The sequence below is a fragment of the Bacillus sp. FSL H8-0492 genome (assembly GCF_038006145.1).
Taxonomy (GTDB): Bacteria; Bacillota; Bacilli; order Bacillales; family Bacillaceae_G; genus Bacillus_A; species Bacillus_A mycoides.
The window spans coordinates 4,753,875-4,767,977 of the sequence record NZ_JBBOUP010000001.1; the positions used below are offsets into that span (position 1 = coordinate 4,753,875).

A 14,103-nucleotide genomic window follows, 5' to 3' on the forward strand; every position below is an offset into this window, starting at 1 on the left:
AACTGACAATAGTCATACCATATCAATAAGAAAAGGCTATCCCAAAAATTTGAGACAGCCTTTTCTTCAAAAATTATTCTTCTCCGAAACGCTCAACAAGTGTTGCAAGTGTACGCACCATTGCACCTGTTGCTCCAGATGGTCCTAAATCATGTGCTCCTGATGTTTCAGATGTTCCAGCGATGTCTAAGTGTACCCATGGTGTTTCTTCTGCAAATTCACCAAGGAATGCCCCAGCCATAACCGCATGTCCTTCACGGCCTGGTGAGTTATTTAAATCAGCAAATTTACTGTTTTTGACACGTTCTTTATCACGTTCAAAAATCGGCAATTGCCAAATTGGCTCATCCGTTTCCATAGAAGCCTCTAACACTTGTTCAAACAATTCTTCATTATTTGTCATCGCGCCTGTTGTATGATTTCCAAGTGCAACAATTACACCGCCTGTTAATGTTGCAACATCAACTAAGTAATTTGCGCCAAGTTTCTTCGCATACGTAATACCGTCAGCTAGCGCTAGGCGACCTTCTGCATCTGTATTTAATACTTCAATTGTTTTTCCGCTCATAGATGTAATAACATCATCTGGCTTAAATGCTGTACCACTTACAACGTTGTCAGTTGATGGAATAACAGCAATTACATTTTGCTCGGGGCGAAGTTCACCGATGATCTCCATCGCGCCAAGAACAGCTGCAGCTCCGCCCATATCACCTTTCATACCAACCATGCCTTCACGTGGTTTTAAAGAATAACCGCCTGTATCATATGTAATCCCTTTTCCAACAAATCCAATTACATCTTTCCACTCTTCTTTTCCTTTATAAATAAGAGCGATCATTTTTGGCGGTTCAGTAGATCCTTGGTTTACTGCAAGTAATGCACCCATACCAAGCTCTTCCATCTCTTCTTTCTCAAGAACCTTATAATCCATATCGTATTTTTCTGCTAATTCAACTGCACACTCAGCAAGCTTTGTCGCTGTTAATACGTTTGGCGGCATATTTACAAGCGTACGAGCTGAATTCGTTGCACGTCCATGTACGTATCCTACCGTTAATGCTGCTTCAATTTCTTGTGTATCTTCTGCTGTAATAGCCGTAAACTTCTCTAATTCTACACGATCCTTTTTATCTGCTTTATACGTTTGTAATTCATATGTACCAAGACCTTGTACTTCTGCCGCAATATGAGCTACATCAATCGCATCTAATTTATCTGTCACGAAAGAATCAAGTAAGATTGCTGCATCTTGTACTTTTGCTGCTTGTAACGCTTTAAACGTCTTACCAAGAGCAGCACGTAACGTTTCCGTTGTATATGACTCTTTCTTACCTAAACCAACAAAATAATAACGTTTAACATTTGTTTTTCCTAAGCTATGTACTTTTGAAATGGCTTTCTTCTTAGTTGAAAGTTCTTTTTCTTCTAATAAAACTTGTAATTGTCCTTCAAACGCTTTATCCAGTTCTTGTACAAAGCTACTCTTTTTATCTTCTTCAAATAAGGCAACAATTACCGCTTCATGACTTACTAATTCTTTTTGTACTCGAAACATGTTCAGACCCCCTAAATTTCTCTATTTTCATTATAACTATATTTTTTCTAAAATGCGATAATTCGGACTTCTGTTTTGTATTTAATTTTATGAATACTATTTTTTAAAAATAGTAAAAAGGGCACTTTAGAAACCCTATCTAAAGTACCCTTTTATTAAAAATACATTTTATTATAAAGAATAGTTCGAGACTGCAAAATGATAAAAATATAGCATACTTTCAAAATTATTTATAATTATTAATATTAATATTAAACATAAAGCAACTACTTTTACACGTCTCATCACTTTAAAACCATATGCCAATAATAGCGGTATTGTAAACAGCATATGTGCACCATATATAAATGCTTCAGATGACCCAAAACCAATAATTCCGTGTAAAACGATATTAAATAATAAACATAAACTTAAAAATCTTACGAAAGGTTCTTTTATAAAGTTTTTCCATACAACTACCAATATAAGAGCATACACAGATACAATCACAATCCAACCAGTCATAGTATGCGATGGGAGCATATTTAATTGCGCAAATTGCTCACCTTGTCTTAAAGTAACCTCCGAGAATGGTCCAAAGATGAATGAAGATCCTAATAATAGATGAAATATTAATATACCTGATGGCTTAACGTATTCTGGTGAAAAATTCTGTTCTTGCGCAGCAAAGCCCATACTAGCCTTTACTGCTTCGATAAGAACTACATTATTTGCGTTCATTACTAATACAAACAGGACCACGACAATAACAATCGAAATACCAGTCCAAATAATTTTTTTCTGCAGTTTCTTATAACTCATCACACTACCTAAAAACCAGATAAACGAATTGGTTAATGTAACCCCTGTTATTCCTATTGCCAACAATACATTCGCAATACTAAATCCTATTTTCGCTTCTTTTTTCCCTGTAATAAATGGATAGCATACAAAGCACATAAGTACTAATGTGAAATTTGCATAGCTAAAAGATTCTGGTGTCCACGTAATAACTAACATAGTAGCTGAAAATCCATACATGACCGCTAGTAAAAAAGAAACAAGCGTATTCTTACAAATTTTACAGCATAATGTATAAATCATCACTACACTGAGCGCGCTTAAGAACGCTTGAATGAATATAATACCATGTATAATATTCCCTACTTTCACTGTCTCCAATATCCCCATAAACCCTTGAATAAAATAATAAAGGAATGGATGTCGGAACCAGGTCACCGCTGTTATATCTACTTTTTCAAGGAAAAAGGAGATAATATAATATCCTTGATCAAAAGAAAAATAGGTATCAACCACCCACGCTTCAATAAAAAGCTTAGAGTGAGTATCCATTTTCCAGCCAATAAAAAAGTAAAATGCCCAGTAAAAAACGAAAAGGACAAGGGCTAATATTCCCTTTCCTTTATAACCATTCCAAATATTCAATACTTCTTCTCCTTTCTAAGGTAAAAATACCATAACTAAATGTGCTACATACCCAATAACTGCCCCTAAAACAAGTCCACCAAAAATCTCATGCCAATGATGTCCTTGGCGCTCTCTTAATTTCTCTTCTTCCGAACTAATATGTTTATTCAACATTTTTGCATGTTTACCAACCGTACGTCGAAGTCCTGTGGCATCAATGATAACAATCGTTAAAATTGCCATCCCAATCCCAAACATCGGTGTATTAAAGCCTTCATGAAACCCTATTGTCATAACCATACTTGATAAAATCGTCGTATGTGTACTAGGAAATCCACCGTTCCCAACTAAACGAAAAGCATCTTTTCCAGAACGAAGATAATTCACCAAAAATTTCAATACTCCCGAAGCCACCCAAGCTATAAATGGAAGTACACAATATAAATATGTTCCCATTGCTTTACCTCCTATGATTTTGCGATAAATAGAATTCCAACCACTATACATACCATTCCAGCAATTTTCATGAAATTGATAGTTTCACCAAACAATAGTGCTGACGCAATAATAACAAATACATATCCGAAGCTCACCATTGGATATGCATAACTTAGATCAACCTTTCTCAGTACAATCATCCATAATAATGCACTTAAACCGTAAAAAGCTAATCCAAAAAAGTTTGGTAAATTAACAAAATTCATAATACCTAAAGCCGCTGAACTTTGCGATTTCATTGCACCAAACTTTAATAAAATTTGTCCTACAACTCCCATACCAACTGATAAGATAATCATTAAAAATTGTTGCATCTCTATACTCCTTAACTGTTTTTATTCCAAATAAAAAACGTTTAAGACACTCTTCTTAAACGTTTTAACAAACCCGAATAGAGTAATTAAAAGTTCAATAGTATAATAATAACTGTTATCGCGTATAACAACACCGTTATTAAAATATGCTGATCCTCTAATAAAACTTTATCAGGTTCTCCACCTTTATCTTCCATGTGAACCAAATATAAATAACGAAAGATCCCGTAAATTACAAATGGGATTGTCCACATTAAATAGATACTTTTCCCTGCATTAAAAGTAAAAATAGCATAAGTAACGATTGTTGCTGATGTAACAATTGTACTTAATTGATCTAATAAAGCAGGAGAGTAACTTTCTAATACTTTTCTATGAGAACCTTTATTAGCCTGTAACAACACTAATTCATGTCTTCTTTTATTAATAGCCAAGAATAGTGACAGTAATAATGTGCATAATAAAAACCATGGTGTAAATGGCACTTGAATGACTAATCCCCCGGCCAATGCTCGTAAAACAAATCCAGATGCAATAATTAAAATATCAATTATTACAACATGCTTTAGACGAATTGAATACGCTACATTTAAAGTGAAATATACAGCTAACACTAAACACAATAATGGGTTTAATACATATGAAACTACTAAAGATGCTACTAAAATCACACAACCTGCCGTAATAGCAAAATACGGATTTAATGCACCTGATGCCATCGGTCGGTATCGTTTAACAGGGTGTTGTCGATCCGCCTCAATATCCATAAAATCATTTAAAATATACACACAACCAGATATCGCACAAAATAGCGCAAAACAAATTGTAGCTTGTGCCACCATAGTTAAAGATACTTGTTTTATAGAAAAGACTAGCGCTGCAAATACAAGCAAGTTTTTAGTCCATTGCTTCGGGCGTAACTGTTTAAAAAACAATACAACTATATTCTGTTGAGATAAAGTTCCTTCTCTCATAATAATAAGAGAGCTTCTATTTCTTTCACTCTCTTCCATCCCTCCCCATTCAATTGTTATTTCCTTCTAGTACAGGAAAGATTATAACATATAAACTTAACATTGAAAATCAGCTATTAAATACCGATAATAAAGGGCTCTCCTCTATATTAATATTTCTCAAAAATACAGGAGGAAGCCCTATCGATTATATATTCTATTTTAAATATTGTCCGCGAAACACTTGCATCGTTTCGTCTTGATTTAACATCGTTAACTCTTCTTCCGAAAACTTGCCATTTCCTATTTTCACTATATACACATTTACTTTTTTCTTACCCCATTGGCTATAAACATCTTTCACCGTATCATAATATAAATCGAGACGATTTCCTTTTATAGCACCGCCCTTATCAGCTACAACACCATATCCGTAACCTGGCACGAATAGAATTGTCCCAAGCGGGAATACGCGTAAATCGGCAGCGATTGTGGAATATAAATCCCTTTTTGCTTTAACACCTGAATATGTAATGCCATACTCTGGATGCCCCGGCCTCTTTCCAGTCGACTCTATACCTGATGTATAACCAGTTGCAGTCATTTCTATAACACGATATTTAGACCAGTCATTTGCCTGCTCTAAAGCATTTATCACTTCTTTACTCGGAGCAACTTTTTTCTCAATTTCTGCTGCATGTACTTCTTTTACACTTGTTCCTTCATATGATTTTATAATCTCTAATAAAGAAACTCCTGTGAAAGCCTGCCATGTTACGCATAATGCGAATGCAAGTAAACAAGTCATCATAATGCGAATACAATATCGTTTTAACATTTTTATATTCCACACTCCTTCATCGTTAATCATTCCCTATACGATGAAGGAATATGCAAAAAAATAATCTCCAAATTGATTGGAGATTAAAACATTTGATATCCACTTTTCCGAAGTTTTTTAATTATAATTCCTGCTAAAGCAGCGCCTACTAATCCAGTAGATAGAATAAACACATCTGCGTGTCCTAAATGCGATACACTTGTCCCAAATGAAGAAAATGTTTCTTTTGGCTTTGAAAAATAGTCCCATACACTCGCTTTATTAATAATAAGCATACAAATAATCGGATATACAATAACCATTACCCACGTAGCTCGCAAAATCATGTTGAGTAAAAATCCAATTCCAAAAAATAAAATAAAGAACAACATCATTGAAATAAGTAGTACCGGTATACTCACTTCTTCTCCCTCTCCTTCGCATACGCCGTAAACACATGATAAGCCGTATAACCAAATTGCTCTCCTGGATTTAATGTTTTGTCCATTTCAAAATGCGACTCTGCTCTTCCTTCTAATAAATATTTGATGAGTACAGAAGTATTTTGATCATCTGCAATATTTTCCGGATGTAAAAAAGCTACTTCCGACAATTCTTTCTCCTGTACGATAACGTCTTCTCCCTCTGGCTCTAGAAGAAAAATAATCATATTATCACTAATTTCATTATGAATAACACCTGAGCGAATACCAACAATCCCCTTTACATGAGCAACAATGCCTGTCTCTTCCAAAATTTCACGTTTCACAGCTTCATCAACAGTCTCGCCTTCATTAACAAAACCAGCAGGTAAAGACCATTGCCCTTTCAATCCACCGTATTTTTTCTTAACGAATAGCCATCTCCCATCTTCTGTAGCTACTAAGCCACTGACCGCTAACCACACTTTCCCTCGCTTCCCCATGATATAACCTCCTCCATCAAAACGAACAGAATATTCTTTCTTTTTTATATATTATACTATATTTTCAATACGAAAAAAGCAGAAACAGCTCATAGCCGTTTCTGCTTTTTCTACTATATATTAAAAGAACTTCAATTTACCTTTTTTAAGAACTAATAAAGGTCCGCCTAGTAAGAATAAGTAACGGTTGTCGATTACTTTCTTCATGAATGAAGCTTTCCAACCTGTTAACTTTTTACCCATAACAACGCCCATTGCATCGTCATGACCTAATGAACATACAGATCCTTTATTATCAAATGCGAACTTTTTCATTTCACCTTTGCCGCGAACTAACACAGTTAAATTGTGTGCAATATTATAACCTTCTTGAATTGCAATCTGTGCTGTTGGTGGGTATGGACGGTTAATCTCTTCGTTGATGATTAACGCTGCATCACCAACCATGAATACATCTTCATGACCTGGAGCGTGCATGTACTCATCCACTTTAATACGTCCGCGCATTGCTTCAAATCCAGACTCTTCCACAATACCATTACCACGAACACCTGCAGCCCAAACTACAGTTTCAGATTTAAGAAGTTCAGCATCATCACCGTTGGCAACGATAATACCTTCTTCAGTTGCTTCCTTAATTGCTGTACCGATGCGGAATTCTACACCTTTTTTCTCAAGTTGTTTTACAGCGTACTCTACTAATGCTGGATCGAAACCAGGAAGTGCTGTTGGAGCAGCTTCTACACAGATGATACGTGCTTTTTCACGTGGAACATCGTACTCTTTGCAAAGTTCAGGAATACGGTTTGCAAGCTCACCTACGTACTCGATACCCGTAAATCCAGCGCCACCAACAACGATTGTTACTAACTCATCACGTTTTTCAGTCGCATATTGAGCGAATTTTTCTTCCATATGCTCACGAATTTGACGAGTTGCATTAATGTTAGTGATTGAGAATGCATGCTCTTTTAATCCTTTAATTCCGAACGTTTCTGATTCGAAACCAAGACCGATTACTAAGTAATCATACTCTAATTCACCATCTTTTAAGATAATACGTTTTTCAGCAGCTTTAATCTCTACTACTGTATCTTGTACAAAGTTCACTTTATTTGTATCGATAACGTCTTGAATATCTAGACAGATTTTATCATCTTGTAATGTACCAGCTGCACTCTCATGTAACCAAGTTGCTTGGTAGTGATAGCTGTTGTTGTTTACTAACGTAATTTCAGCTTCACTTACAGATAATGTTTTTTGCAGACGAACAGTCGTAATCATCCCGCCATAACCTGCACCTAAAACTACGATTTTTGGAGTCTTCACTAAATCACAACCCTTTTCTTTATATAATAGTAATAAAAAATAATACCAAGTACTAAAAACTCTATTTGTCAAGAATGTGGAATTTATCACATTCTATATCATAACAAAACGCAGTCAAAAAATCGTACGAAATTTGTCATAGAAATTTAACATAATACTTCCCTATATTAGTCGGTTTCATTCCATAATTCAAGCACCTAGAGAATTATCAATATTTTAAAATAACATAGCGTTTTCAAGGGTTTTTCAGCCTTTTTTTCATGTATTTTCCTTTCGCTATATTTTATACAATTCTAAAACATCTATGCGCAAACTTACTTATTATTCAGTCGTTTTCAGAAGTATTATTAACTGAAATATGCTATCATTTATTTGAAAGTGTCATCATTTGCAGGATTTTCATGTACATATGAACAATATATGAAATCAATATTAAAATTCCATCATCTATAGGGGGAATGAAAATGACAGAAAATCAAAAAGTTTACGACATAACGATTATTGGTGGTGGCCCAACAGGACTATTCACCGCATTTTATGGCGGAATGAGACAAGCAAGTGTAAAAATTATCGAAAGCTTACCTCAACTTGGAGGGCAATTATCCGCGCTATATCCCGAAAAATATATTTATGATGTAGCTGGATTCCCAAAAGTGCGCGCACAAGAGTTAGTTGATAACTTAAAAGAACAAATGAAAAAGTTCGATCCAACCGTTTGCTTAGAAGAAGCTGTTGATACTCTTGAAAAACAAGCTGACGGTATATTTAAGCTTGTTACAAATAAACAAACTCACTACTCTAAATCTGTCATTATTACTGCTGGTAATGGTGCGTTCCAGCCACGCCGCTTAGAATTAGAAGGCACAGCAAAATATGAAAAGAAAAACTTACATTATTTCGTTGATGATATGAATAAATTTGCTGGAAGACGCGTCGTTGTATTCGGCGGTGGTGACTCAGCAGTAGATTGGACAATGATGTTAGAACCGATTGCGGACAAAGTTACAATTGCTCATCGCCGCGATAAATTCCGTGCACATGAACATAGCGTAGAAAGCTTAATGAATTCCCGTGCAGAAGTAAGCACACCTTACGTTCCAGTTGAACTTATCGGTGATGATACTATTGAACAAGTTGTTCTTCAGCACGTAAAAACAGAAGAAAAAATTATCATCGATGTTGATGACGTAATCGTAAACTACGGCTTCGTTTCTTCACTTGGTCCAATTAAAAATTGGGGCTTAGATATTCAAAAGAACAGCATCCTCGTGAACTCAAAAATGGAAACAAATATTCCTGGCATTTACGCTGCTGGTGACATTTGTACATATGAAGGAAAAGTAAAACTCATTGCTTGCGGCTTTGGTGAAGCACCGACAGCAGTAAACAATGCCAAAGCTTACTTCGATCCAAACGCAAAACTTCAACCAATGCATAGCTCAAGCATGTTTTAATATAGAAATGAAAAGAGCTCCTTTTACATGAAAGGAGTTCTTTTGTTATAAAGATCCCTAATCCAAATTACCTCTCTTTCTTCACAGCTATGTACTTTAGAAAAAAATACCACATACTCCTAAAATATGTTACAATAAAATAGAACGTACGTTTCATTCAATGGAGGGGAATTTTATAATGAAAGAACCTATTATCATTAAGAAAGAAGCTTTCCAAGCAATCGGCGTTTCTATTACGACGACAAATGAAAAAGAGGCATCTACTGAAGGAAAAATCCCACAACTTTGGAACCAATACTTCCAAGAACAAATCATGCATCAAATTCCAAATCAACAAACAAAAGAAACATTCGCTTTCTACTCAAACTACGAATCGGATGAAACTGGTACATATCAATTCACTATCGGCACGCCTGTTTCTTCATTAGAAGAAGTTCCTGAAAATATGACAGCCTTAACAATACCTGCCGCAACGTATGCGGTATTTACAACGAGAAAAGGTCCTGTGTCTGAAGTCATTTGTGAAACTTGGGAATATATTTGGCAATGGTCGAAAGAAAACAAACGTGCTTTTACAACAGACTTTGAGCTTTATGACGAAAATGCAGTAGATCCAAATAACGTACAAGTGGATATTTATATCGCTTTAGCGTGAATGACAAAAAAGAAGATACCCTTTGGTATCTTCTTTTTTGTCGTTAAATAGCCACTGTGCAAATTCATTATTATTGTCTACAATGAGAAAGTGCAGTATAGAAATATTAGAAACTGTATAAAGTGAAACTATACTCAGTGGGGGTTTTGTTCATCCCCCACTGAGTATTAGCCTTCACCAATCGGGCGTTTACGGGCAGTTGGTCTCCCACCTGACTTCTTTGCTCGAGCCAAACTTTGAGGTGGGAGTTTTACTGCCCGTTAACGCGGGATAAAACGATTGTTAATAGGTTTTTCAGTCTAAATTTGGTACATAGAAAGGAAGCAATATGGAGGAACTACAACAAAATAAATCTGCTTTAGAAGGAAGCGGAAAACCGTTATTAAAAAATACGAATTTCCTTTTTCTTTGGGCAGCTACTCTCTTTTCAAGTTTTGCTTTAGCCTTTTTTACTTTTTCACAAACATGGTACATAGCAAAAACATTAAACCTTGAGGCTTCACTCGGTATTGTTTTCGTGGCTCTTAGTGTTCCAAGGCTCATCTTTATGATTATCGGCGGAGCATTAGCTGATAAATTCCCGAAAAAAAATATTATGTTTTACTCTAATATTATTCGCGCTATTCTTGTCGCAACCATTCTCACCTGGTTCATCGTCGGTGATGTAACACTATATACATTTGCTTTGTTCGCTTTGTTCTTCGGACTTGCTGACGCTTTCTTCTGGTCAGCAGATGGATCTATTCTGCCTGAACTTGTAGAAAAAAGCCGTTTAACACAAGCAAATTCACTTACTCAAATGACAAACCAAGGATCGGTCATCTTGGGCCCTGTACTTGGCGGTATTCTCATTAAATTTACGAACTATGAAACAATCTTTTCAATTACAATCCTGCTACTCATTATCGCAGCGATACTCGTTCAAAAAATACAATTTACAGTACCCGAAAAAAATGAAACAGATAAAGGCATGTTTACTTCTATTAAAGAGGGAATTTCATATGTAAAAGAATCACCATTTCTTTCAACTTTCCTTATATGTAGCGCCTTTTTAAATTTATTTTTAATCGGCCCAATGCAAGTAGGCTTCCCGCTCTTCGTCAAAAACGTTCTGCACGGTGATTCACTTCAGTTTAGTTACTTAGAAGCGTCTGTTGGCGGCGGGATGGCGATAGGAGCTGTCATTGTCGGATTAAAAAACATTAACCGCAGACGTGGTCTATTTTGTATTATCATGATGCTACTGTCTGGTGTATTCTTCCTAGCCATCAACTTTAGCACCGTACTTTGGCAAGCGTTATTAGCTGGAATGTTTTACGGTATTACAATTGCGATGGCTATCGTTCCACTTATGGCAATGATTCAATCAACAGTAAAAGAAGAGATGATGGGACGCGTTATGAGTTTACTCATGCTTTCATCGATGGGATTCATTCCGCTCTCTTACGCATTTACATCGCTTGCACTTGGGATAGGAATTCCAATTGTAACGGTTATGAAAAGCGGTGCAATCGCTGTTATCGTCTTTGTACTATTTGTAGCACTTCGTGTTCCAGTTGTAAGAAAGTTCGATTAGCTACTTGGAGTCATGTATTATACGCATGGCTCTTTTTTAAATGGATCGAATAACGGTATTCCCTTACTTCTCCTTAATGCCGCTCCCCACTCTAATCCAATTTCTAAAAATAAATCTCGCATCGTACTATACAATAATGCTCCAACATCTTTAAGAATTTCTCCGTACTTATACGCTCTCACAACACTTTTCACCCGCCAAATTAAATTTCCATACGCTTCTTCATCAGCTAATATCCCCTCTAATAAAGCACCTTGCTCTAGTAATCCGCTCTTTTTATAAGCAAGTTCCACCTTACTCCAAAATATATTAATCTTCTTCGGATTACTCGTCATCGGCACCAGTGCATATATAAAAGGCTTCGGTATATCGTGACGACAATACGTTTCATCAAGCTCGTACGTTACTTTTCTTTTATCTTTTATTTGTGGAATGTTTTTAGAAAGAATTGTTTCCCTCTCATTTTTTTGCTCGTTTCCACTACAGCCATCTGTACGATCATCACTTTCACATGCGGACATTTTCATACGGTCATCCATGCGGTCAATTGCAGATTTAAGAAATACATATAAGTTTGCACTATATCCCCCGCGCTTATATCTTTCTTTTGTCGCAACACGTTTTATAATTCCTAGTTCCTCTAACTTTGCAATCGAGCGACGTACCGTACGAATACTCTTTCCAATATTCGTCGCAATTGTCTCCATTAACGGACAAGCAACTCCCACTGTTTTCTGTTTCTCATTCACTGCATACTTTCCTAAAAAATGAATAATGATAGAATCCGTTTTATTCAATTGAAATCGATAGCACTTCAAAACTTGTTTTTGATATGTATTAAACTCTTCTTTACTTCGAAATTGACTATATGGTTTCATTAAATTATATAAGCTTCCCATTTTTATCACCTCACTTATAGGTAAGAAATAGGAAGAGAAATAGGCGTGATATTTAATATTTTTTTATCCCGCATTAACGGGCAGTAAGACTCCCACCTCCAGATTCGGCGAATGCGATGAGGTTAGGTGGGAGATCAACTGCCCGTAAAAGCCCGATTGGTAAAGGCTAATAATCAGTGGGGGATGGACAAAACCCCCACTGATTAAATTTTCACTTTATTGGAGATGAAAATATGATTGTAATTAGTGCTTGTTTAGGTGGTATTGCTTGTCGTTATGACGGTAACGATAATCTTGTTTCACAAATAGAAGAGTTATTACAGAGGGAAGATACCATCCTTGTTTGTCCCGAAGTATTAGGCGGTTTACCAACACCACGCCCTTCTGCTGAAATTATCGGCGGTAATGGCGATGATGTTTTAGATGGAAAAGCAAAAGTAATGACGAAAGAAGGACAAGATGTCACGGAAGCTTTCGTGCGTGGTGCTTATAAAGCATTAGAACAAATAAAAGGTTTACACCCAGAATATATTATTTTAAAAGAACGTATTCCATCTTGTGGTAGTTCTACTATTTACACTGGAGAATTTAATGGCAATAAACAAACTGGTTACGGGGTAACAACTGCTTTATTTAAAAGACATGGATTTAAAGTCATTTCAGAAGAGGATTTTGAGAACGAAAAAAGGAATTGACCCTGTTCGTCAATTCCTTTTCTATATGTCTTATTTCACGCCTAGTTTTCCTTTCACTTTCGCAGGAAGTTCGTCCTTTTTCACTTCTTCCCAAGCTGATACACCTTTTTTATCTGAGTGATATACACGTAAGAATGCATCTTTACGAAGATTTTTTTGTGCAGTAAATTCTAATTCTTTTTCTTTACCTTCTTTATCAAATCCAGTTAACTTATATTGGTAATCTTTATATGGTTCACCATTATCAGCTTTACCATTATACTCTTTCCCATCTACTGTAATTTGAACATAATACTCATCTTTACCCATACGGTTTAAATCACAACCAACTAATAAACTTGCAAATACAACTAAAATACTAAAAAGTGCAATATGTCTTTTCAATTCCTTCACCTCATGTGTTTTTCTTATATTGTTATCTTAAAGCCTAAGCTTTAAAGAAGAAATTCAAAAACATGACATAAACATTACACTTTTGTAAGATAGTAAATTAAAACTTTAATCAGTGTTTTTTCATTGAAAACGTTATTGACACTCATCTAGCCTAGTCATGACAATCTATTAACGCCAATAACGTCTTCCACGCCAATTTTTCCACTTGTCACGAATCTTATCACGTAATTTCCTTATACCGCTTATTACACCTTCTATTACGCACTCTATTATGATATCAATTACAAGGTAACTTACAAATCTAATTATAGGTTTAATCACATATCTTCCTACGAATTCAAAAACATCGTCAATCTTGCATCCCCTCCCGCTCGTACAAAAAACTGCTACTTCCCATTCTTTTTGCACAATCTACGTTCTGTTACAACCGCTGCGCCTACTGCAGTAGCTATCAACAAAAATAGTACGGCGATAGCGTCCACAATGAGGCTATTGAATTTGAACGAAACCCCAACAAATACTAACGCTATCGTTAATACTGCTAGCATAATTATCGTTATCTTATCTTCGTTCATCATTGTCCTCTCCGATTACTCACGGTTCTCTCTCCAAGACTTTATAAAGCCA

General features: G+C 35.8%; 17 protein-coding genes. 4 read left to right on the forward strand and 13 right to left on the reverse strand.

Features of this window, described 5'->3' with window-relative positions; genetic code table 11:
- Window positions 1-73: 73 nt before the first annotated feature.
- The 9 genes from pepA to MHH66_RS24630 all read right to left on the reverse strand — a co-directional run bounded on the left by pepA (window position 74) and on the right by MHH66_RS24630 (window position 7,804).
- Window positions 74-1,558, reverse strand: coding sequence for a cytosol aminopeptidase (pepA, locus tag MHH66_RS24590; RefSeq protein ID WP_078185135.1), 1,485 nt, complete (start codon window positions 1,556-1,558; stop codon window positions 74-76).
- A gap of 171 nt (window positions 1,559-1,729) precedes the next feature.
- Window positions 1,730-2,983: a DUF6080 domain-containing protein gene (locus tag MHH66_RS24595; protein WP_078185134.1), complete on the reverse strand. Its 1,254-nt coding sequence runs from the start codon at window positions 2,981-2,983 to the stop codon at window positions 1,730-1,732.
- A gap of 15 nt (window positions 2,984-2,998) precedes the next feature.
- On the reverse strand, window positions 2,999-3,421 hold the full coding sequence (locus MHH66_RS24600) for a divergent PAP2 family protein (protein ID WP_078185133.1): 423 nt from the start codon (window positions 3,419-3,421) through the stop codon (window positions 2,999-3,001).
- A gap of 11 nt (window positions 3,422-3,432) precedes the next feature.
- Complete coding sequence (locus MHH66_RS24605; protein ID WP_002112598.1) at window positions 3,433-3,777, reverse strand: EamA family transporter; 345 nt, start codon at window positions 3,775-3,777, stop codon at window positions 3,433-3,435.
- A gap of 86 nt (window positions 3,778-3,863) precedes the next feature.
- Complete coding sequence (locus tag MHH66_RS24610; protein WP_002198979.1) at window positions 3,864-4,751, reverse strand: decaprenyl-phosphate phosphoribosyltransferase; 888 nt, start codon at window positions 4,749-4,751, stop codon at window positions 3,864-3,866.
- Between the two features lie 196 nt (window positions 4,752-4,947).
- Window positions 4,948-5,568, reverse strand: a complete 621-nt coding sequence (locus tag MHH66_RS24615; protein ID WP_078185144.1) for a 3D domain-containing protein — start codon at window positions 5,566-5,568, stop codon at window positions 4,948-4,950.
- A gap of 86 nt (window positions 5,569-5,654) precedes the next feature.
- Complete coding sequence (locus tag MHH66_RS24620) at window positions 5,655-5,972, reverse strand: YuiB family protein (RefSeq protein ID WP_002089308.1); 318 nt, start codon at window positions 5,970-5,972, stop codon at window positions 5,655-5,657.
- Window positions 5,969-6,475, reverse strand: a complete 507-nt coding sequence (locus MHH66_RS24625; protein WP_078185132.1) for an NUDIX hydrolase — start codon at window positions 6,473-6,475, stop codon at window positions 5,969-5,971. Before MHH66_RS24625 ends, MHH66_RS24620 begins: the two co-directional genes overlap by 4 nt.
- Window positions 6,476-6,595: 120 nt before the next feature.
- Entirely contained in the window at window positions 6,596-7,804 is a 1,209-nt protein-coding gene (locus MHH66_RS24630; RefSeq protein WP_002067919.1) for an NAD(P)/FAD-dependent oxidoreductase, read from the reverse strand.
- Window positions 7,805-8,268: 464 nt separating this feature from the next.
- Between MHH66_RS24630 and MHH66_RS24635 the strand changes: the two genes are divergently transcribed.
- From MHH66_RS24635 to MHH66_RS24645, 3 genes are all read left to right on the forward strand, one after another.
- Window positions 8,269-9,258 (forward strand): NAD(P)/FAD-dependent oxidoreductase, encoded by a 990-nt coding sequence (locus MHH66_RS24635; RefSeq protein WP_012261913.1) that lies wholly within the window; start codon window positions 8,269-8,271, stop codon window positions 9,256-9,258.
- Window positions 9,259-9,436: 178 nt separating this feature from the next.
- Complete coding sequence (locus tag MHH66_RS24640; RefSeq protein ID WP_078185131.1) at window positions 9,437-9,913, forward strand: GyrI-like domain-containing protein; 477 nt, start codon at window positions 9,437-9,439, stop codon at window positions 9,911-9,913.
- Between the two features lie 328 nt (window positions 9,914-10,241).
- A complete protein-coding gene (locus MHH66_RS24645; RefSeq protein ID WP_078185130.1) occupies window positions 10,242-11,489 on the forward strand; it encodes an MFS transporter in 1,248 nt (415 codons plus the stop codon).
- Between the two features lie 17 nt (window positions 11,490-11,506).
- On the opposite strand, the gene MHH66_RS24650 is transcribed toward MHH66_RS24645, so the two are convergent.
- Complete coding sequence (locus MHH66_RS24650; RefSeq protein ID WP_078185129.1) at window positions 11,507-12,388, reverse strand: helix-turn-helix domain-containing protein; 882 nt, start codon at window positions 12,386-12,388, stop codon at window positions 11,507-11,509.
- A 233-nt stretch (window positions 12,389-12,621) separates the two neighbouring features.
- Here MHH66_RS24650 and MHH66_RS24655 point away from each other — a divergent pair, with 233 nt between their 5' ends.
- Window positions 12,622-13,083, forward strand: coding sequence for a DUF523 domain-containing protein (locus MHH66_RS24655; RefSeq protein ID WP_078185128.1), 462 nt, complete (start codon window positions 12,622-12,624; stop codon window positions 13,081-13,083).
- A gap of 30 nt (window positions 13,084-13,113) precedes the next feature.
- Here MHH66_RS24655 and MHH66_RS24660 read toward each other — a convergent pair whose 3' ends face one another.
- From MHH66_RS24660 to MHH66_RS24670, 3 genes are all read right to left on the reverse strand, one after another.
- On the reverse strand, window positions 13,114-13,467 hold the full coding sequence (locus MHH66_RS24660) for a YxeA family protein (protein ID WP_078185127.1): 354 nt from the start codon (window positions 13,465-13,467) through the stop codon (window positions 13,114-13,116).
- A gap of 177 nt (window positions 13,468-13,644) precedes the next feature.
- Window positions 13,645-13,830, reverse strand: coding sequence for a hypothetical protein (locus tag MHH66_RS24665; protein ID WP_078185143.1), 186 nt, complete (start codon window positions 13,828-13,830; stop codon window positions 13,645-13,647).
- Between the two features lie 32 nt (window positions 13,831-13,862).
- Window positions 13,863-14,054 (reverse strand): hypothetical protein, encoded by a 192-nt coding sequence (locus tag MHH66_RS24670; protein ID WP_078185126.1) that lies wholly within the window; start codon window positions 14,052-14,054, stop codon window positions 13,863-13,865.
- Window positions 14,055-14,103: the final 49 nt, after the last annotated feature.

Bases quoted from the DNA above. Each gene is read 5' to 3' on its own strand.
- pepA (WP_078185135.1), bottom strand. From the start codon at position 1,558: ATGTTTCGAGTACAAAAAGAATTAGTAAGTCATGAAGCGGTAATTGTT.
- MHH66_RS24600 (WP_078185133.1), bottom strand. From the start codon at position 3,421: ATGGGAACATATTTATATTGTGTACTTCCATTTATAGCTTGGGTGGCT.
- MHH66_RS24605 (WP_002112598.1), bottom strand. From the start codon at position 3,777: ATGCAACAATTTTTAATGATTATCTTATCAGTTGGTATGGGAGTTGTA.
- MHH66_RS24610 (WP_002198979.1), bottom strand. From the start codon at position 4,751: ATGAGAGAAGGAACTTTATCTCAACAGAATATAGTTGTATTGTTTTTT.
- MHH66_RS24615 (WP_078185144.1), bottom strand. From the start codon at position 5,568: ATGTTAAAACGATATTGTATTCGCATTATGATGACTTGTTTACTTGCA.
- MHH66_RS24625 (WP_078185132.1), bottom strand. From the start codon at position 6,475: ATGGGGAAGCGAGGGAAAGTGTGGTTAGCGGTCAGTGGCTTAGTAGCT.
- MHH66_RS24635 (WP_012261913.1), top strand. From the start codon at position 8,269: ATGACAGAAAATCAAAAAGTTTACGACATAACGATTATTGGTGGTGGC.
- MHH66_RS24640 (WP_078185131.1), top strand. From the start codon at position 9,437: ATGAAAGAACCTATTATCATTAAGAAAGAAGCTTTCCAAGCAATCGGC.
- MHH66_RS24645 (WP_078185130.1), top strand. From the start codon at position 10,242: ATGGAGGAACTACAACAAAATAAATCTGCTTTAGAAGGAAGCGGAAAA.
- MHH66_RS24650 (WP_078185129.1), bottom strand. From the start codon at position 12,388: ATGGGAAGCTTATATAATTTAATGAAACCATATAGTCAATTTCGAAGT.
- MHH66_RS24655 (WP_078185128.1), top strand. From the start codon at position 12,622: ATGATTGTAATTAGTGCTTGTTTAGGTGGTATTGCTTGTCGTTATGAC.
- MHH66_RS24670 (WP_078185126.1), bottom strand. From the start codon at position 14,054: ATGATGAACGAAGATAAGATAACGATAATTATGCTAGCAGTATTAACG.